General features: G+C 33.8%; 17 protein-coding genes and 3 tRNA genes. 5 read left to right on the forward strand and 15 right to left on the reverse strand.

From position 1 onward, the window contains the following. Positions 1 to 30: 30 nt before the first annotated feature. The 7 genes from ACF3OC_RS12545 to ACF3OC_RS12575 form a co-directional block, all read right to left on the reverse strand. Entirely contained in the window at positions 31 to 1302 is a 1272-nt protein-coding gene (locus ACF3OC_RS12545) for a M16 family metallopeptidase (RefSeq protein ID WP_392469302.1), read from the reverse strand. Continuing rightward, on the reverse strand, positions 1292 to 2551 hold the full coding sequence (locus ACF3OC_RS12550; protein WP_392469303.1) for a M16 family metallopeptidase: 1260 nt from the start codon (positions 2549 to 2551) through the stop codon (positions 1292 to 1294). The genes ACF3OC_RS12545 and ACF3OC_RS12550 overlap by 11 nt, the downstream gene beginning before the upstream one ends. Before the next feature lie 25 nt (positions 2552 to 2576). Further along, on the reverse strand, positions 2577 to 3473 hold the full coding sequence (gene hemF, locus ACF3OC_RS12555; protein ID WP_094282263.1) for an oxygen-dependent coproporphyrinogen oxidase: 897 nt from the start codon (positions 3471 to 3473) through the stop codon (positions 2577 to 2579). Next, a complete protein-coding gene (locus ACF3OC_RS12560; RefSeq protein ID WP_392469304.1) occupies positions 3473 to 4468 on the reverse strand; it encodes an NAD(P)H-dependent glycerol-3-phosphate dehydrogenase in 996 nt (331 codons plus the stop codon). The genes hemF and ACF3OC_RS12560 overlap by 1 nt, the downstream gene beginning before the upstream one ends. A gap of 207 nt (positions 4469 to 4675) precedes the next feature. After that, entirely contained in the window at positions 4676 to 5134 is a 459-nt protein-coding gene (locus ACF3OC_RS12565) for a GyrI-like domain-containing protein (protein ID WP_392469305.1), read from the reverse strand. 69 nt (positions 5135 to 5203) lie between these two features. After that, the gene (locus ACF3OC_RS12570; RefSeq protein WP_392469306.1) at positions 5204 to 6148 is read right to left on the reverse strand and encodes an alpha/beta fold hydrolase; all 945 of its coding nucleotides are present in this window, start codon (positions 6146 to 6148) and stop codon (positions 5204 to 5206) included. Positions 6149 to 6283: 135 nt separating this feature from the next. Then, a tRNA-Arg gene (locus ACF3OC_RS12575) sits at positions 6284 to 6357 on the reverse strand. A gap of 286 nt (positions 6358 to 6643) precedes the next feature. On the opposite strand from ACF3OC_RS12575, the gene ACF3OC_RS12580 reads away from it, so the two are divergent. The 4 genes from ACF3OC_RS12580 (at position 6644) to ACF3OC_RS12595 (ending at position 11521) form a co-directional block, all read left to right on the forward strand. Beyond that, positions 6644 to 6731 (forward strand) — tRNA-Ser (locus tag ACF3OC_RS12580). 271 nt (positions 6732 to 7002) lie between these two features. Further along, positions 7003 to 8040, forward strand: coding sequence for a hypothetical protein (locus tag ACF3OC_RS12585; RefSeq protein WP_392469307.1), 1038 nt, complete (start codon positions 7003 to 7005; stop codon positions 8038 to 8040). A gap of 519 nt (positions 8041 to 8559) precedes the next feature. Further along, positions 8560 to 10425, forward strand: coding sequence for a class I SAM-dependent DNA methyltransferase (locus tag ACF3OC_RS12590; RefSeq protein WP_392469308.1), 1866 nt, complete (start codon positions 8560 to 8562; stop codon positions 10423 to 10425). Next, entirely contained in the window at positions 10415 to 11521 is a 1107-nt protein-coding gene (locus tag ACF3OC_RS12595) for a restriction endonuclease subunit S (RefSeq protein ID WP_392469309.1), read from the forward strand. Before ACF3OC_RS12590 ends, ACF3OC_RS12595 begins: the two co-directional genes overlap by 11 nt. A 109-nt stretch (positions 11522 to 11630) precedes the next feature. Here ACF3OC_RS12595 and ACF3OC_RS12600 read toward each other — a convergent pair whose 3' ends face one another. The 8 genes from ACF3OC_RS12600 to ACF3OC_RS12635 all read right to left on the reverse strand — a co-directional run bounded on the left by ACF3OC_RS12600 (position 11631) and on the right by ACF3OC_RS12635 (position 18897). Next, positions 11631 to 12221: a hypothetical protein gene (locus ACF3OC_RS12600; protein ID WP_392469310.1), complete on the reverse strand. Its 591-nt coding sequence runs from the start codon at positions 12219 to 12221 to the stop codon at positions 11631 to 11633. 96 nt (positions 12222 to 12317) lie between these two features. Further along, on the reverse strand, positions 12318 to 12749 hold the full coding sequence (locus tag ACF3OC_RS12605) for a hypothetical protein (protein WP_392469311.1): 432 nt from the start codon (positions 12747 to 12749) through the stop codon (positions 12318 to 12320). A gap of 14 nt (positions 12750 to 12763) precedes the next feature. Continuing rightward, positions 12764 to 12958 (reverse strand): hypothetical protein, encoded by a 195-nt coding sequence (locus tag ACF3OC_RS12610; protein ID WP_392469312.1) that lies wholly within the window; start codon positions 12956 to 12958, stop codon positions 12764 to 12766. Between the two features lie 362 nt (positions 12959 to 13320). Beyond that, positions 13321 to 13773, reverse strand: coding sequence for a JAB domain-containing protein (locus tag ACF3OC_RS12615; protein WP_392469313.1), 453 nt, complete (start codon positions 13771 to 13773; stop codon positions 13321 to 13323). Positions 13774 to 14209: 436 nt separating this feature from the next. Further along, positions 14210 to 16030, reverse strand: coding sequence for a hypothetical protein (locus ACF3OC_RS12620; RefSeq protein ID WP_392469314.1), 1821 nt, complete (start codon positions 16028 to 16030; stop codon positions 14210 to 14212). Positions 16031 to 16095: 65 nt separating this feature from the next. Continuing rightward, the gene (locus ACF3OC_RS12625) at positions 16096 to 16536 is read right to left on the reverse strand and encodes a hypothetical protein (protein WP_392469315.1); all 441 of its coding nucleotides are present in this window, start codon (positions 16534 to 16536) and stop codon (positions 16096 to 16098) included. 120 nt (positions 16537 to 16656) lie between these two features. Continuing rightward, positions 16657 to 17727 carry a hypothetical protein gene (locus tag ACF3OC_RS12630; RefSeq protein WP_392469316.1) on the reverse strand — a complete coding sequence of 357 codons (1071 nt, stop codon included), beginning with the start codon at positions 17725 to 17727 and terminating at the stop codon, positions 16657 to 16659. Positions 17728 to 17781: 54 nt separating this feature from the next. Continuing rightward, complete coding sequence (locus tag ACF3OC_RS12635) at positions 17782 to 18897, reverse strand: tyrosine-type recombinase/integrase (RefSeq protein WP_099367474.1); 1116 nt, start codon at positions 18895 to 18897, stop codon at positions 17782 to 17784. On the opposite strand from ACF3OC_RS12635, the gene ACF3OC_RS12640 reads away from it, so the two are divergent. Continuing rightward, a tRNA-Ser gene (locus ACF3OC_RS12640) sits at positions 18875 to 18997 on the forward strand. The two genes, ACF3OC_RS12635 and ACF3OC_RS12640, sit on opposite strands and share 23 nt — an antisense overlap. The last annotated feature ends 123 nt before the right edge of the window (positions 18998 to 19120 follow it).

Genomic DNA, 19120 nt, shown 5'->3' on the forward strand with positions numbered 1-19120 from the left:
CCTTTGCTATTATATTTTTTCTTCAATATTTTATCCTACCACGACTTTTACCATATCATCAACGCCCAAATATTTCTGAGCGATATCTTGCACCTGATCTGGATTGATCTGACGTACAACATTGCTATAATAGGTATAGTAATCCAGGTCTAAACCTGAATAGTAAACGGATTTGAATTTATCTACATGGGAGAAAATAGATTCCAGACTTCCTAGCATTGATCCCAACATATAGTTTTTGACCAATTCTAATTCCTCTTCGCTGACTTTCTCTTCTTGCAATCTTCGAGATTCCAATTCAATCTGTTTTAAGGTATCCTCAGTATATTCCGAACCTACATCTGTAACCACGGAAATAAATCCAGCATGGTTCAGGTTAGCTACAAGTGACCCAATGCTATAGGTATAGCCTTTGTCCTCACGGATATTACTCATCAGTCGGGAACCGAAGAAACCGCCAAACAAGGTGTTTACAAACTGTAAGGCTGGATAGTCAGCATGTGATCTTTTGATTCCTACTTTTCCTAAACGAATAGATGATTGTAAAGCTCCTGCTTTATCAATTTTTACAAGGTCTGTTTCTAGGTTTAATTTTTGAATATATGGAACACTCTGAATTGCTACCTCCCCTTTCCATTGCTCTTCAAAATAGTTTCTAAAGCTAAATAATACTTCTTTACTAATATTTCCGGATAGGAATAAAGTTGCATTTTTCGGCTGAATCTGTTGTCTATATAATCTTAAAAGATCATCTCTTTCAAGCCCTTTCAATAATTCATCCGTTACGGATTGACCGTATCTGGTTGAGCCAAATAGACTATCGTAGAATTTTCTACGGGCGATAAAATCGGTTTTCTCTAAAGAGATTTGAAGACTTTGGCTATTGTTTCTGATATAAGTTTCCAATTCCTGTTCAGGGATGATGGAATGGTTTAAGATATCGTTAACGATAGGGAGAACCGCATCAATATGCTTATTTAAAGCATATAATGTTAGAGCATTATGATCAAAACTAAATTCAGGAACTAAATAAGCGCCAAAGAAATCAATTTTTTCAGCGATTTGAGCACTTGTATAAGTGGTGGTTCCTTCCTTCAACATGGAAGAAAGGGCGGTATTACGAACAGGATTTTCGAAGCCTTCAAATAAGTTATTGAAAACAAACTCGGCTTTGACAAGTTCTTGATCGGGAGCATGGAAAACAAATACTTTCAAACCATTGGAGAAGGTAATTTCTTCTGGTTTTTCAAGGGTGATATCCCCTATTCCATTGATCGATGGTGCAAATGATCTATTCAGCATGCGCGACCTCCTTATTTCTTGCGTTATACATTAAGGTTGAAGAATTTTCTTTTCTAAAGGTCTCTTGAGCAACTCTTTGAATTTCTTCGGCTGAAATATTCAGATACTTTTCTACTTCATGATTATATAAATCGGCATCCCCCAATAATTCATAATAGGCTAAGTTCATCGCTTTATCCAAGATAGACAATTCAGCAAAAACAATGGTGGATTCGATTTTATTCTTCACTTTGGTCAATTCTTCATCGGACACCAATTCATTCTTGAGCTTATCCAATTCATCCCAGATTGCCTTTTCAGCCTCAGTCAATGATATATTAGCCACTGGCTTACCTTCCACTACAACCAGGTTATTATCCAGGCTGCCCAGTACATAAGCATTGATATCACTAAATAACATTTTCTCCTTAACCAAACGACGGTATAATCTGGATGAGCTTCCTCTCGCAAGGACATCCGTGATTAAATCCACGATTTGGTAATTGGGATCAAGTCTGTTGACCGAGTGGAAAGCAATATAAATACTACTTACAGGCACATCAGCAGAAACTTCTTCCAATCTGGCTAGCTCTTGCTTTGGTTCTTGTGGTAGGTTTCGATTATTCGCCTCGCCCATCGGGATATCAGCGAACCATTTTTGCGCCAATTGCTTGATTTCAGCAAGCTTTACATTTCCTGTAATGGCAACAATGGCGTTGTTAGGCGTGTAAAATTTCTTGAAGAAGGCTTTGACATCTTCCATCTTGGCATCCTCAATATGTTTCACCTCCTTACCAATGGTAGCCCATTTATAGGGATGGACCTTATAGGCGAGTTCTCTTAATTTCAGCCATACATCACCATAAGGTTGATTTAAATAGCGTTGTTTAAACTCTTCGATAACGACATTCCTTTGCACCTCCAAACCTTGTTCATTGAATGCCAAGCCCATCATACGGTCAGACTCTAACCAAAAGGCTGTTTCAATATTATTAGCGGGTAAGGTGATATAGTAATTGGTGATATCGTTGGAAGTAAAGGCGTTATTCTCCCCACCAACTCTTTGCAAAGGCTGGTCATAGTTGGGGATATTCACCGAACCGCTGAACATCAAATGCTCAAAAAGGTGGGCAAAGCCTGTTTTATCTTCTTGCTCATCCCGAGCACCGACATTATAAAGAATATTCATGCATGCCATTGGACTATGAGGGTCCTCATGCACAAGCACTTTCAATCCATTCTCAAGAATGAATCTTTCAAATTTTATCATTGAATCTGATTTTCAATAAATTATATTAAACCCAATTAACCCCTTTTTTAAGTAGGGATAAAGTTTTTTCTTCTTTTGAACCTGCCTCTGTTTTAAAATTATAGAACCAATTAGCTTGTTCTGGTAAACTCATCAAAATGGATTCGATTCTTCCATTGGTTTCTAAACCGAATTTGGTACCGGCATCATAAACTAGGTTAAACTCTACGTAACGACCTCTACGCAATAACTGCCAATTTTTTTCGGCTTCCGTAAATTGCTTGTCGCGACTTCTGTTAACTAATTCACTATATACTTTAGGAAATAAATGTCCTAAATCACATGAGAAATCAAAGATTTCCTGATCGGAGATTCCTGCTTTTTGCGGAGTTAATTTATCATAGAAAATGCCACCAATTCCTCTTGTTTCTTCTCTATGCTTGATAAAGAAATAATTATCTGCCCAATCCTTAAACTTTGGATAGAATTCAGCAGAGTATTGGTCACATACCCTTTTTAATTCCTGATGGAAATAGGAAGCATCTTGTTCATCCACATAATGCGGTGTCAAGTCTATACCTCCACCAAACCAGCGAACTTCTTCATTCAACTCAAAGTACCTAATATTCATGTGAATAATCGGCACCCAAGGGTTATTAGGATGAATGACGATGGATACTCCAGTAGCGAAAAACTCATCCTCTTCTACTCCGAATGCTTTTTTGATTTGTTCAGGAAGTTTTCCATGCACTGCAGAGAAATTTACCCCTCCCTTTTCCAAAATATTACCGTGTTGAATTATTCGGGTTCTTCCTCCTCCACCGCCTTCACGTTCCCATAATTCTTCAACAAAATGAGCCTTTCCATCCAATGCCTCTAATGCTTGGCTGATCTCATCTTGAATTTCTTTATATTTTTCGGCAATCTGCTCTTTACTAATCATTATGTCAATTTATCCGATAAATTCTTTACAGCAATACTTGCTGGCTGATTTTTATATAAAATATTGTAAACGGTATTACAAATAGGCATTTCCAATTGATGATTGAGGATAATGTCCTGAATACAATCAGAAGCAAAATACCCTTCAGCAACCATATTCATTTCCATTTGCGCAGATTTAACTGAATAACCTTTACCAATCATGGTCCCGAAGGTTCTATTTCTGCTGAATTGAGAATATGCAGTCACCAAAAGATCTCCTAAATAAGCCGATTGGTTAATCTCTCTTTTCTGAGGATCTATAGCATTGACAAAATACTCCATTTCACGAATAGCATTCGAGATTAATACTGCCTGAAAGTTATCACCATAGCCTAAACCATGACAAATACCACATGCTAAGGCATAAATATTTTTCAGCACTGCACCATATTCCACACCTAGCATATCATTCGATACGACGGTTTTTATATAATGAGTTTGAAAATATTGTGCTACCATTGCGGCATTGGCTGTATTTTTCGATGCAAAAGTCAAATAGGAAAGTTTTTCCAGGGATACCTCTTCAGCGTGACAAGGTCCGCCTACAACCACGGTATCTTCGAATGGGACTTCAAACTTTTTATTCAAGAACTCGCCAACGATCAATTTAATGGAAGGCACGATGCCTTTGATGGCAGAAACAAGAAGTTTATCCTTGAAATCAGCAGGTTGAAGTTCACTCAACGCTTCCTCTAGATAGGCTGCTGGTGTATTTAAAATAACAATATCAGAATTCTTAATAACATCCTTTGGGTCTGCGAATAAACTGATATGATCCAATTTTACTTCTACAGCGCTTAGGTAAGATGGGTTGTGATGGTATTGTTCTATGTAATCAATATCTTCTTGCTTGCGTACCCACCAGTTGACATGATTAACCTGTTGATTATCTGTCAACATCTTTATCATGGCGGTTGCCCAGCTTCCACTACCTATTAATCCAATACTTGCCAATAGTTTCCTCCTTTATTTGTTTGAAAAACAAAGATACCAATAAATGAGCGTTGCTAATGTAAAATATAGGTTGATTTTATCAGGATTTGGTAATTCAAGCTGTTGAAAGACAAAATTAAGGGCAATAAAACAAAAAAGAACTTTCAATAATCGCGGCAAAAGCCATGAAATTGAAAGTCCTCACAAAAGAATTAAACAACGATGCTATTACTTTATCGACACAAAAATTTCAACACTAGGAATTTCTGCTTGACATTTATCTGCTGAATATTTCTCAAAATCCGCTTTATATGCTCTATTTAAGTCGGATGCCCAGATTTTGCCCCAAGCAGCATATATAGCTTCACCAGAAATATCACCTTCCAACAATATCTTTTCGTAAGTTGCTGCAGGAATTTCCTTGCCAACCATACCTTCAGGTACTTCATCAAGAGAACTAACCCGACATCCCAAAAGAGTTAAATAAGGACCTTGAAAATCCGACTCATAGTCTGTATACACACAGTAAACAGTATCATCTAATCTATTTGGGATCTTATTTTCAAGTTGCTCACCCATAAATCTACCCCATAATGCTGGGATATCCTGGGCAGCAGTTCCATCGGTATTACAGGTTTTTACGGCTATCCCGATGATATAAAAGGAGTTTATATTTTCTTTGCTCATTTTCTAGAGATTAATTAACAACAAAGGAATGTTAGTTTGTGACAAAGGGTTGTCAGTAGGAATTATTCGCTATTTAATTTTCATCAATAACCAATCTAGAATCTCTACATAAACCTCTTTCTTATTATCTTCATTTAATAATTCATGTCGCAATTGTGGGTACAAATGGTATTTCACATCCTTGACTCCAAGCTCTTTAAGTTCTTCCACTGACTGTAGCACACCCTTTCCAAAATCACCAATAGGATCATCCTGCCCACTTAATAATAGAAAAGATAGATGTTTGGGAACCTTTTTATACCAATCCTTTCCACTACCCCATAAGGTCACCTGCGCAGCACCATAGAATGCATTATCAGTAAAATCAATTCCACATAATTCATCATTCAAATAATTATCTCGGTTTTCCTTATTCAAGCTCAACCAATTCAAATCCTCATGATTGGGCTCATCATTAAATTTCCGATTGTTGATTTGAGCAAACTTATCATTCATAAAAGTCGACTTGGAGTTGGGAGCTACTTTATTCAACAGCCCTAAAAAACTTGTCCCAATGGAACTCCCTTTCATGGCATGACCAGTTCCAATCAACACCACTCCTACAAATTCATCCCCGATTCTTTGGATAACATTTCTTGTAATAAAGGAACCTAATGAATGACCGATAATAAAATGGGGCAAGTCATTATACTTCTCATGTAGGAATTGCGTCATCTCAATTGCGGTCTGGATCAATATTTCTCCGGGTTGGTCCTCATGGAAGAATCCAAGGTCTTTAGGCTCTTTTGCGGTAGAACCATGACCGGGATGATCATAAGTAAGGACTATAAATCCATTTCTAGCGAGAAAAGAGGCGAAGTCATCATACCTGCCACTATGCTCTTGCATACCGTGTAAAAGCATGATCGTTCCGAGGATAGTTGTTGATTCGGGAGTATATAAATTATAGAATACCTGAAGGTTTGTATTATGATCAAATTGAAGGGAATAGAATCCAGAGTCTTTAATAGCCATATATAAAGTTAATTAATTGGCGATTGTAAAGGAAATTGAATTGAAAAATATGAATTAAGGAGAAGGATTAGTTTAGGATTACGAACTGGATAAAAACAAAAAACCCGCTTTAAAAGAATTAAAGCGGGAATTAAGTACGCCAAAAGGGATTCGAACCCCTGACCGACGGTTTAGAAAACCGTTGCTCTATCCAGCTGAGCTATTGGCGCTTGATTTTGTGAAGCAAAAGTAGGTATTTGGTTGATAAAACCAAAATAAAATATCTTTTTTTAGCACATTTATCATTAACTAATTGCGTTACAAGTACATATTTTTATTATTCAGGGGGATCTTAAAAGGGCTTTTCAGGAAAAGCTAGATTCTATGGGGATAGATAAAATATTTTCCATGCTTAATAGGCTTAAAATCAGCTTAATTAGACGTTAAAGGGGATTTTATTGGGTTTTATTTTCATTTTTTATTTGGAGATCAAGTCAGAATTTGTACTTTTGTCGCGGAGAGTTGGCAGAGTGGTCGAATGCGGCGGTCTTGAAAACCGTTAACTGTCACAGGTTCGGGGGTTCGAATCCCTCACTCTCCGCCAAATAGAGTAATTAACATACGTTGATTGCTCTATTTTTGTTTATCGATGTCTTAAGCACAAATTTAAGTAAATAACAATAGGTATTTTACATACCTTAAATTTTTATTCGTCACACTTTTCGTCATCCCTAATAACGATTTAATAAGTTAGAGTATAGAGTTTATTCTTATGAAATTTTAAGAATTTATAAAATGCTATCAATGGATTATATTATTAGTATCTTTAAATTGATAATCATATTAACCAAAACAATTTTAACCAAAAATTACCTATGAAGAATGTATTTATTCATCCTGAAATTTTATTGGTTGTTAAAAGGAATAATTTTAACACTAATTTATCCGAATCTGAAAGCTTAAAGTTAGAAGCTGCCAAAGAAGAAGGAAGAAAATTTGCAACAGAAATACTAGAAAGTTTATTTAACAAAGTTCAATACGGAAAAATTGAAAGTCATTTTAATACTGAAAGACTGAATTCAGATAATTTTAATGAAATAAGAGAAAGTATGATAAGTTTGCACCATCAGCGAAGGGTAATCTCCGATGAAGGTGATAAATATTTATTAGAAATAACATTACTCAAGAATAAACTTAACAGACTTGAGAAGTCTTTTTTCCGTTTCCTATTCAAGAATAAAATTCGATTATTAAATGAACAAATCGCAATCAAGGGAGATGAACATTTATCAATTAAACAAGTTGAGAAGGAATCCTATTTGAAAATAAATTTTAAGTTCGATCAGATAATGGTAAAGGAAGCTTATTCAGATTTAATAAGCGCATTTACAGACTTAAAATATTCACATAAAATATGGGATATGATTTATTCTGAACGAAATTTTGAGACCAAAGCGGCTGCTGGAACCACAATGGAAAGATCAGAAGTAAGATTTAAATTTGATTCGATAAAATCAATTTTGACAAATGAAAAATCATTTTGTTTTGAAAACTATAATGGGGGTGATTTTTATTTTTATCCATCATTTATAATTTATTTCAAGAATCATGAGGATATCGCTATTGTTGATTATAATGATCTGATCATCAAATATTCAGAAATAAGGTTTTTAGAAGAAAGGCAAAATATTCCCACTGATACAATTGTAATGGGAGAAACATGGTATAGGGTTAATAAAGATGGTTCGCCTGACAGAAGATTTGTGGATAATTTTCAAATTCCAATTGTGGCTTATGGTTCAATACAAATACAAACCATCTCAGGGATTAATGAATTATACTATATAAGTGATGTAAGGAAAGCTAAACACTTTTGTGAACAATATCATCGATATCAAGATCTATTGAAATAGTGTAAATATATTATTGCTGCTCGCCGACTGCGAGTTGAACGAAGGTCGTTGAAGAGAAATGCGCAAGCATGATTCAACGATATATACGAAGTATACGAAGACTGTTGGCGGTATTTTTGAAAAAGGATTGTGTGATTGGAATATCAAAAATAGTGACAACATCGAAGCCTGAGTGATCAGCAGGCGAGCCAAACTCTAAAAGTGGTTGGATTTTAACCAGGTATGCAATACCTAGTTAAAAGACAAAGAAACTTTTATGAAACGAATCATTATAGAAGAAATAAGTATGACAAACTGCGAAGCAATATAAATAGATTGTGTAAGTACACAATTTATTTATATCTTGGTTTGGCGTATCTTATTCCCCTATAATGGTGGGTGGAATGCCTTATTATCTAATATTTTTATATAATAATTTTGGGCGTTTTAGTAAAAATTATTCACGTTTTTATGTGCAATTGCTCAAAAGAAAAAGTTCATAATTAAATGTAAATTTACAATTTTAAAAAAGTATAAATAGTGAATAGATTCGAAATAATTGAAAAAATTGGAGCAAGATATCAAATTGGTAATACTGAATCTGGCGAATTTAGTTATTCTAGCGCATTAAAATCTGTGGGTAAAGATATTAAGGACTATCAAAAGGGAGATACAAGCAAGAATCATCAATTTTTGGACATTAGGTTTGAAAATGAACGTCTTACTGTTTTAGTAGAGACTAAGAATAAATTTAATAAATGGCATAAAAACAAAATTCAAAAACAACTTCAAGATTATGTAAGGTATGAAAAGGCATATTCTGATAAAAGAATAGTTGCTATTCTAGCAGAAACTGAAGGAGATGATATTTGGGTTTGGTATGGTCAGTCGGTAATTATCGATGATGAACATAAAATAATCGAAGAAACTAAATTAAGAAGTTTTGAAGAGTATGAGGAAATATGCTTTGGTAAAATTAATGACAAAATCAAAGTTATTGATTCTATTAAGACTCTCAATGAAAAATTACACTCTGATGGTGTTAACGAAAAATTGAGAAGTCAGTTTGTTGGTACTTGTCTATTGGCATTGAAAAATGGTTTAGTTTATGAATATATAAAAGAAACAATTAATCCTAAAACAGGTAATCCATTAAATTCCGAAAGCGTTGTAATTAATAACATTAAGTTTATTTTAGAGGGTTTATTGGCAAAAAGTGGTAGTATAAACAAGGCAAGTAAATTAGCTATACTAAATAATAAAGTCTTGGATGACCAAGATATTCAAAGTCTTACTTACAAAGAGCTTACAGATATTTTAAAATATATAGATGTTAATATAGTTCCTTATATCAATGATAAAAATACAGCAGGTCAAGATTTACTAAATTTGTTTTTCACAACTTTTAATAAATACGTTGGTAAATCTGATAAGAATCAAGCTTTTACTCCAGACCATATATGTAGTTTTATGAGTAAGGTTGTTGGAGTGAATAAACATTCAAGAGTATTGGATCCATGCTGTGGTAGTGGGGCGTTTCTTGTAAGAGCAATGACGGATGCTATGGATGATTGTGAAACAGAAGAAGAAAGAGAAAATGTTAAACAGGAGCAAATATTTGGAATAGAATACGAAGCGGGAGCATTTGGTTTATCTTCTACAAATATGCTTATTCATGGAGACGGAAATTCGAATGTAGTCCAAGATTCTGTTTTTAATAAAGGTAAATGGATTGAAGATAATAATATAAATGTTGTGCTTATGAATCCTCCATATAATGCAACTAAAAAGTTTTGCAATCCAGATTATACGAAAAATTGGGATATTAAGAAAAAAGAAGACCCTTCAAAAGGATTTCATTTTGTGGAATGGGTTGCAAGGAAAGTTTTGCCACATTGTAAAATGGCAGTATTACTTCCAATGCAAGCGGCTATCGGTACAAGCAATGATGTCAAAGAATTTAAGAAAAAAATGCTTGATAACTATACATTAGATGCAGTTTTTTCTTTACCAGTTGAAATGTTTTATCCTGGAGCAGCCGCTGTCGCTGTGTGTATGGTCTTTGATCTATCCCAAAAACATGAAAAGGCAAATAAGGAAACATTCTTTGGTTATTTTCGAGATGATAATTTTACAAAAAGGAAGGGACTTGGAAGAATTGAAATGACTGATGAAAATGGGAATAGTCTTTGGGTAAAAACAGAAAAACTTTGGCTTGAATTATATAAAAATAAAAAAGAAGTTGCAGGTCTATCTGTTATGAAGAAGGTAAATTGGAGTGATGAATGGCTCGCAGAAGCTTATATGGAAACAGATTATTCTAAATTAGAGGTTAAAGATTTTCAGAATGTGATCAATTCATATTTAGCTCACTTAGTTAAAGAAGGATACGTATATGAAAATTAATGTTGAAAATTGGAAGCTTTTTGAATTCTCTAAAATATTTAGAATAGAGAAAGGTTTTTACAATAAAAAACCAGATGCATCAGGTTTAGGGAATATTCCATTTTTAGGTGCAACTGATAGTAACAATGGAGTAACAGGATATTATACTTTAGAGGAAATTGAATCAACTTCAAAAACTGGAGCTGAACCAAATGAATCATTAGAAAGAAAAATTTTTGCTGGCAAATCAGTTTGTGTAACAAATAATGGATCTGTTGGTTATGCTTATTATCAAGATAATAAATTCACATGTAGCCATGATGTTAACCCTTTATATAGGATTGATGGTGAATTTAATCAATATTCAGGTCTATTTGTTGCTTCAGTAATTATGAAAGATAGATATAGATGGGGGTATGGCAGAAAATGGAGACCTGATAGAATGAAAAATTCAAAAATATTTCTCCCCGCAACCAAATATGGTGATCCAGACTGGTTGTGGATGGAAAATTATGTTAAAAATCTTAATTGCAAGCCTATTACCACAGTTAATCCCAAAGAAAATTTTTTAAATTTTAATACATCTGATTGGAAAGAATTTTTTCTATATAAACTTTTTGACATCACTATGGGAAACGGTATTGATTCAAACAAAACAACCGATATTGATCCTAAATATAATTATGTATCTAGAGATAGTAATGGAAATGGAGTAGTAGGTTTCATAGATGAAGTAACAGGTGAAAAACCATTCCCTGTAGGGGCAATGTCAGTAGCATTAGGGGGAAGTTTTTTAGGATCATGTTTTATTCAAAAAAAACCTTTTTACACAGCTCAAAATGTAGCAGTTTTACAAGAAAAAGAACCTTTATCAATTTATGTAAAACTATTTATTTCTGCACTTATAAGAAATGAATGTAAAATAAAATATTTAGCATTTGGAAGGGAATTAAACTCACATATACGTAAAGATTTTACGATAAAACTTCCTGTTTTAAAAGTTAATGACAACTTAATTATAGATAGTAAAAGAGAATATTCTGATGAAGGTATTATTCCAAATTGGAATTTAATTGAGAATATTGTTAAATCATTGCCATATGGTGATAGAATTTAGGATTGAAAGATTTATTAATAATTTAAGCATGGATATTGAACTTATCTTAAGAAAATATATACCATTGTTGTCAATTTTACCGAAATCGAAGTTTTATATGTTAAAAAAATCAATCATACTTTAAACAAAATAATATTGCCACCATTAAAATAAAAAACAGCGGGATAATAAGAATCTTAATAAATTCAAATATTTTATCTTGAAAAGGAATAGCAGTATATTTAATTTCCTCCCTTATTAATCTTCCATTTTCAATGGTTAAGTGAAGAACATTTGGGAATATGCGTTTTCCATTCTTACTATATCTGATAATCTCATAGAAGCCCGATACTAAGCTGATTTTACCAGAATACCAATCCGCAAAAACTTCCTTTTGATCAGGATATAAATAATTTAGATTGATTGATTTATAATCATCAGAATCATTTAGTTTATCTGAATAAGGATTTACAATTGTACCGCTAAGCTCGATCAAATAAAGTTTACCATTTTCAATTTTCCATTTACATGTATATGGTGCATGGTATGCAGAATTGATATAAACCATTGGATTTTTGAAATTCACGGGCTTATCCTCTGGTATTTTAATTGAAGGACATCCTGCTATACAACCATAGGATTTTCCATTGTATAAAAATTCATCTTCTGGTTCACCTGTCAAGTCATAGTCTGAAAAATAATCAAAATCCATAGTATCCATATTGATAGTTTAATATAAAAAAAACAATAACAGATTGACTGAGATTCTAATCAATCTGTTATTTAACATATTCCCCTGTAATTATAGAACAAGGACTTATTTAATTCTATTTCCCATGAAAGCCACTCCTGAAACATCAGATTCAAGGAAAAACATAATTCCATCAGCAGTTGCCAATAAAGAGATTACTGTACCACTTTCAGTATCATATTTTACTCCCATATCAGTGTTCTCCTTATTGATAATCTTGAAAACCCTTGTTTTACTATAACTGTTCGAAAGCGTTATTACCCCTTCTCTAATAGTAAAATATATAGGATTCTGAAGCTTATAAAAATCAGTTAACTTATCATCCCAAGTCATAAAGTTGATGTAATCCAATCTATATTCTATGGATGAAGATAAATAACTTTCATTTAGCAAATATTTCTTATGACTGCTTGGTAAAATTGTACCTGCTTCTGAACTCCCCAAAAGTGAAATAGCGAATAAAGCTGTAAAGGACAAATATTTTAATGTTCTCATCATAAAAGATATTTAGTTTAATATCTGTTTTGAATAATAATATCGGAACGTCTCTGTCCTTCGTTTACCTCGGATAGAACACCATTAACAAAGTAGTAAAACCATGTTGAACCTGGAGTTCCATCACCCTGTCGATAAACGGAATAGGTTGCAGACTCTTTGATAGAAGTTACTCGATTCTGATTTAGTTGAATGAATTCTGATTCACTCATTCCGATCCTGTATTTAACTGAACAGGATGAAATGAAAATGATAATTGAGAGAAATAGGAGCATTAATAACTTTTTCATAAAATTTTAATAAAGGTTCGAAGAGTCCCATTTCGAAAGGTTAATAAATAGAAAGCGTGGGACGTAACCTAGAGCTGTTGCTGAGAGAGGTACCTAGGAGAACCCTGCACAAACAAACAGATAGGCACGTCCCACGCTCATATATGGCGTAGAACGTTACCCTATCCGTCCTTGTTGTGCAAATTGAAAATTTCCTAGGTTTTCTCTTTCACAAGAACTTCAAGCTAACGCTTAATTTCTTTAATACTTTTACTTTTTCAAAGATAAGAATTATTCATATTCGTTTAGATATATCCTTCATCTCTTAAGCTCATGTAGGAATCCGATGACATCAAGATATGATCGCAGACCTCTATATCCAAAAGCTTCCCGCATTCGACTGCTTTTTTTGTGATTGCAATATCATGTGAACTTGCTTTGAGCTTTTCCGAAGGATGGTTATGCGCCAAAATAATCTTTGAAGCAGAAGCTTTCAGAGCTATGGAGAAGATGACCTTCATGTCAACTGGTACAAAGTCCTTACCTCCCATTGCTATGTCAACAACTCCCAGAACCCTATTTGCGTTGTTTAGCAGTATTATCTTGAACTCTTCAAGGAATGACATTAGGCCTTTATCCCAGACCTGAATCAAAACGTCATAAGCTTCGTTTGATTTTGAAACCGTGGGACATTGAGAAAGCTTGAATTTAGGTTTAAATTCCACTTTGATTTCTGATACGTTTAATAGATTTTTCATGCTGATGTTGGTAAAATGAATTTGATTTTTATATCAGCACAGTCGTGGGGGGTGTTTATAGACACCCTTCAAGGGAAAGATACCCCCTGTAATGTGAGGGAGGGGGCTTTTTTATGAATCCATAGATATGAAAGAGACACATCCACAGCCTTTATAGGGGGGGCTTATATTTAATAAATAACTGTAAATAAACCATTTGACTAATCATGTTTAAATTGAATAACAATAACCAATTGAAAATCAAATAAATATCAAATGTACCGGTTGCTATTACAAATGTCCGATCAATCCACAGCCTTTATAGGGGCAATCTTAAATGTAAGATTACCCCTGTAATGAGAGTGGATAATAAAGTTGAACATTCAGTTATATGAAAATTTGGACAGAAAAATGTTACCCTATAGGGTATTAAAATCGTGTCCAATTGCAAGGATACCTATAACAAATAATCTTGAATTATGTAACCTTTTTTCTTGTTCCTTGTCGTCCTCTTACTCAGTTTAAGAAACCTTTCCAAGTTGGCTTTTGAAGCAATCAAGGTTGTGTCGTGAGAATTTAGGATTGAACTGAATCTATCCACCAAATCCCCTTCAGGGATAAAGTCTCCCTTTGGAAACTCAAGTTTAATCTCTTCAATTAACGGATTATTACTTGATAATAACCTGATGCCATATTCAATGGAAAGAAATGTCAATTCCTTTTTAGATTTGCAGAACTGTAAAACGTCTAGTCCAGCTTTTCTTTCAAAATCATATACCTTGAACAATTCAGGAAAGTTCTGCTTTAGATTGTCCAATTGACCCAATAATCTTTCATTATTTGGTTCATTGATGAGCCTTCCATTTATATTAGTCATGGCTTCCATAAAACTGGTAACAAAAGAATTGAAACTATATTTCGAATTAACTATGGACATTTCAGCCATAGATAAGGAGTGCTCATGTATACGCATGAATTCAATAGAAAAGTATGGTAGGTCGGTTTCTTCAGCTTTGGCATCCCTGTAAGAATTGATAACTAGATCATAATCGGTATATAGCCTCTTTACTTTATTCAGATAGTAAATGTTGTCCTTCATGTAATAGTTTATGTTTCCCTTGGTGTCGATAAACTTCCCAAAAGGGAATGCCTTAAAGATATTTATCAACTGAATCTTTGATCCTTCGTTATTTAAGGTCAGCATATAGGTTTGAATGATCTTATGTAGTTCCACAATCAAGAATTCTTGGAATTCAAGTTCATTTTCTGACAGAACGTCGAAATTTTGGCTCACCGAAAATATTGAATACAGATTTCTTTTATATTGCTTATTCCTAAATCTCCCATGGATCTGAACGGCATCGGTTTTGGGGTCTATTGCAGTAAATGAAGCCAATAGCACATCTGTAATGATATATATATTGACATCATAATTGACATAGATGTCCACCGCCGAGAAATAGCGAGAGGTAAAGAAATTATATTTGGTGAATCTATTCTCGTCAATCTTATCATGAACATTTTTAAAACCTTGAAGCTTTAACCGTTCGGAAGCCTTCGAGGACGCGAAAATAGAAACTTCTTCTTCTGGAAGTTTTAGGATGTTAATAAAACCAACAATACTGTAAATGCTGTTCAAAAATATAAAATGGCGTTCTTCCCTTGCTTTCAGTAGATCTCCTAAGGTGAACAAAGTGTTGTTGGTTGGATATAGCTTTATCGGAACAGCAATTGACTCTGTCGGGACTAAATAATACCGATCAAAGCTATTGAACCTTGGATCGCTGGGCTCCATAGCCGTTGCTGAGATGAAAGCCTTATTTTTAAATTTGAAGAAGTAATCTAAAGGCATGATAATATCTTCTCTGTAATGTACATCCTTAGCAAGTTTTTCACACTCGTCAAATAGACAGAAAACATCATTATATACATCGAATCCTGCAAATTTCAAAGCCCTTACGGCTTTGGTGTAGCTCTCGGGGGTACACATGATCTTAACCATTTTACCTGACGACCTAATTCGAGTTATCTGTCTTGTGATATCTTCCAAAGTGATTTTCGCATATACTGCAATTACATTGTCATGTTGTCTTGCTTTACCTATAATTACAGGGGTATTAGGTTCAATTATCAATGAGGGACGTGTTTGGTTCTCAATTTCACAAAAGGTAGCACCGATATTAGTTATATTCTTGAAAAATAGTGAGTTGGATGGGATTAATGGCATTACCTCATTGAATTTTTGGGGCAAAGAAATAGGTATATGAAATTTCTTCATAATCTTTTTTAATTAAAAATGAATGGGTGAATTAAGGGGAAGAAGACTTTCTTCCCCTTTAAGGACTAATTTTTAGAATCAGAGTCTGTGTTGTGCAAAACCGAATTTTCCGAATCCTGTACCCTAGATCTGTTTTCAGATTTCTGTTCGATAAGCGAGTCAGCCATCGTTATGAGCTCCTCTAGACTAACGTTTACCTTTTGACCTTCCAATATACATTCAAGTAGTCTTTTTATCCATGGTTTCACTGGAATTTTAATTCCTGTAGAGGCCTTTTCAGTTCCACGTCCAATCCAATAATATGGAACACCATTCCTATCCATCTTAGGTGTAGGGGAAATTGTTACCCTAAATTCATTAGCTAGCCATCCTAGAGCGATATTTAAATTGGTAGATTCAATTTCAGTAAAGGAATGTACATCTTTACTGATTTCTTCTGCTGTCCCAATTCCGTATTGGGAATTCTGCTCAACAAATAAATTGGAGCAATCTATGATTTGACTCATATAAAATTTATTTATGTTATCCTTCATTGGATAACGATGTAAAAGTGCATATAAGCCAATCTAGGGACAGAAATTCAAAAATGAGAACATTCCCCCGCGCTGAAAATCAGGGAAATAATTTTAATCCCTTAATAGGTCTCGGACAAAAAGTCTTTTCTTCTCGTCGAAACCATCTGAATCCCTAAAATCAAATTTGTGATTTAACAATCCGTTGAGTACGAAAGCAGTGTATATCAATTTAAATTTATCCTGTTCTAAAAAATCACTTGAAGTATTCTTGTTTATATAATTTATCATCATTTCTGCCGTGAATTTCAAAAAAAGGTTTATCGCTGGGACTCGCCCTTCAAGCTGGTAACCCATTGCAACCCTTTTCAACTCCTGCAAATATTCAGTGCTAAAAGAAGGTGGAATCCCTTCGTGAATTAAAAGGAAGAGATAGGATTGATATGTTGCATGGTCAAAATTAACCTCCTTTTCAATTCTTTTAGATTCATTATCGTCATTACATGGCCTCATTTTGTTATTTAATAACCATTCATCATAAACCTTAAGAGCTATTTCTGAAACTAAGGATTCATTTACATTATATTTCAGGGCAAAGGGTTTAGATCCGTCTTTAATTAACTCCGAATTTGAAAACCGAACCGTTAAGCCCTTCATTTCAATTGCTCTTGCTAATAGAATCATTTCATCAATTCGATCAATACAATTGTTTGGAACATAATCATCAGTAAGGATGATTTTTTTCTTCTTCTCATTTATGGATGAACCTTTATCATCAAAATCCTTGACATCCTCGATAGCAAATTTAGTTCTAGCACTGGAATTTAATGAATAGATAGGATTCCAAAGATGTTGAGTTAAAATGTGTACCATAACAAGTAAATCCTGAAAAAAGACTAGGCATTCCAATATGTCGTCATCTGGAAAGACTTCTTTTAAAAGATTTAAAAAATCAAAATCAGGAATGATTTTATCGTCTGTGTAACCAATAAGTAGTTCGAGATCTATTTCCTTATTGAAAAGATTGTATCTTTCAGATAGTTCGTTTTCGTTTTCAGTCTGGTACAGACTGGATTTTTTATTGATAGGTATGGATTGAATGAAGTAAAATAACTTCTGAAAATCCTCATCCATATCCCTTAAATTCACGAACATTGATTGGAAGGTGTATTTGATCTCCGACATAATTGTAAATGAACGAAAAAAGCCCGATCAAACCAATGATCTAGGGCTTTTTGATTATATTTTAGGAATATTCTTATGTTGAATGTCCACAAATTCAGTGAGATCCTTTAGGTAGGTTTCCGTCTGTTCAATTGAAGAGTGCCGGTTTGCTTTCATTATTTCAGCAAGGCTCCAACCTGAAAGATATTTTTTGACATTGGAATAGTGCTTAAAACTATAAAGTGTATAACCTTTGTTCTTCAAATTCAGTCTTTCTAGAATTTTTACAAAGCGTTTATAAGGTCTATTTACATTAAAGGGTGTTTCACCAAAAATATTGCAATCATTACTGAACAGAAAAAAAGTAGGTTCAATTCCAATAAAATTTCGCAATTCATATCTGTAGTTTTCACAGATGCTGACATATCCATCTCTTTTATTCTTACTGATGTTGGCTGGTATAAAGATTAGGTTTTTTCTAAAATCAATGTTCTTAATCTGTAACTGCATTAATTCTCGCGGTCTTATGCAGGTATAATAAATGGATTTTATAAATAATTCAAGCATCCTGTCACTTTTAACCTCATCCATAATAAGACTGAAGTCCCTATCGTTAAAAACTCTATTTCTTTCAGTTTTTGGAACATATCTTGACCTTATGCCTTTTACTGGATTATCTTGGACGAACCTATTAAAAATACAATATTCAAAAAAGTTGTAAAAAATGGCTTTTGCATTGTTAAATGTTTTGGGAGACCAATTTTTACCAAGATCCAACAGTAACATTTCAACATCGAAAGAATAGATTTCGGTAACCAAATGTTGTCCATATTTTATTTTCAGGTATTTTAGTTTGCTCGAGTAGCTCTGGATGGTCTTAAGTCGGTTTCCCTTATCTTTTTGATATTGAATGAAGGAATCAACAGCACATGTAATTACAGGGGGTACTGTAATGTTATTTTCTACCATTTGAAATTTCCCTGAAATGAGTAACTGTTCATATTCAATCCTGAGATCTGAAAATGCTCTAAGTTTTTCGTTGTAATCTTTCAATCTATTAAATCCCTTCGATTTCCTAAATCTTTTATTGTTGTAATAGAATTCAACATACCATTTTTCATTAGCTTGCATCTGCTTTGTTTTCCTCTTCTTACCTTGTAAGATTGTAGGAATAGTGTATTTAACCGTCATTGTTTTGTCTCAGTTTTCTGAAACATCGATTAAAACACGGCGGTCTTGAAAACCGTTAACTGTCACAGGTTCGGGGGTTCGAATCCCTCACTCTCCGCCAAACAAATCAAAGCCTCGCAATAGCGAGGCTTTGTTGTTTTTGAAGGATTTTGCCAAACTTGTTTGAGCAAATTCTGGATCAAGCTGAATTCTTGGGGGGAGTGTTAGAAATTTCTTAGTTTAG

Source organism: Sphingobacterium cellulitidis (assembly GCF_043187465.1).
Taxonomy (GTDB): Bacteria; Bacteroidota; Bacteroidia; order Sphingobacteriales; family Sphingobacteriaceae; genus Sphingobacterium; species Sphingobacterium cellulitidis.

Bases quoted from the DNA above. Each gene is read 5' to 3' on its own strand.
- ACF3OC_RS12615 (WP_392469313.1), bottom strand. From the start codon at position 13,773: ATGAAAAATCTATTAAACGTATCAGAAATCAAAGTGGAATTTAAACCT.
- ACF3OC_RS12550 (WP_392469303.1), bottom strand. From the start codon at position 2,551: ATGATAAAATTTGAAAGATTCATTCTTGAGAATGGATTGAAAGTGCTT.
- ACF3OC_RS12605 (WP_392469311.1), bottom strand. From the start codon at position 12,749: ATGATGAGAACATTAAAATATTTGTCCTTTACAGCTTTATTCGCTATT.
- ACF3OC_RS12565 (WP_392469305.1), bottom strand. From the start codon at position 5,134: ATGAGCAAAGAAAATATAAACTCCTTTTATATCATCGGGATAGCCGTA.
- ACF3OC_RS12570 (WP_392469306.1), bottom strand. From the start codon at position 6,148: ATGGCTATTAAAGACTCTGGATTCTATTCCCTTCAATTTGATCATAAT.
- ACF3OC_RS12610 (WP_392469312.1), bottom strand. From the start codon at position 12,958: ATGAGTGAATCAGAATTCATTCAACTAAATCAGAATCGAGTAACTTCT.
- ACF3OC_RS12545 (WP_392469302.1), bottom strand. From the start codon at position 1,302: ATGCTGAATAGATCATTTGCACCATCGATCAATGGAATAGGGGATATC.
- ACF3OC_RS12625 (WP_392469315.1), bottom strand. From the start codon at position 16,536: ATGAGTCAAATCATAGATTGCTCCAATTTATTTGTTGAGCAGAATTCC.
- ACF3OC_RS12595 (WP_392469309.1), top strand. From the start codon at position 10,415: ATGAAAATTAATGTTGAAAATTGGAAGCTTTTTGAATTCTCTAAAATA.
- ACF3OC_RS12635 (WP_099367474.1), bottom strand. From the start codon at position 18,897: ATGACGGTTAAATACACTATTCCTACAATCTTACAAGGTAAGAAGAGG.
- ACF3OC_RS12600 (WP_392469310.1), bottom strand. From the start codon at position 12,221: ATGGATACTATGGATTTTGATTATTTTTCAGACTATGACTTGACAGGT.
- ACF3OC_RS12620 (WP_392469314.1), bottom strand. From the start codon at position 16,030: ATGAAGAAATTTCATATACCTATTTCTTTGCCCCAAAAATTCAATGAG.
- ACF3OC_RS12630 (WP_392469316.1), bottom strand. From the start codon at position 17,727: ATGTCGGAGATCAAATACACCTTCCAATCAATGTTCGTGAATTTAAGG.
- ACF3OC_RS12585 (WP_392469307.1), top strand. From the start codon at position 7,003: ATGAAGAATGTATTTATTCATCCTGAAATTTTATTGGTTGTTAAAAGG.
- hemF (WP_094282263.1), bottom strand. From the start codon at position 3,473: ATGATTAGTAAAGAGCAGATTGCCGAAAAATATAAAGAAATTCAAGAT.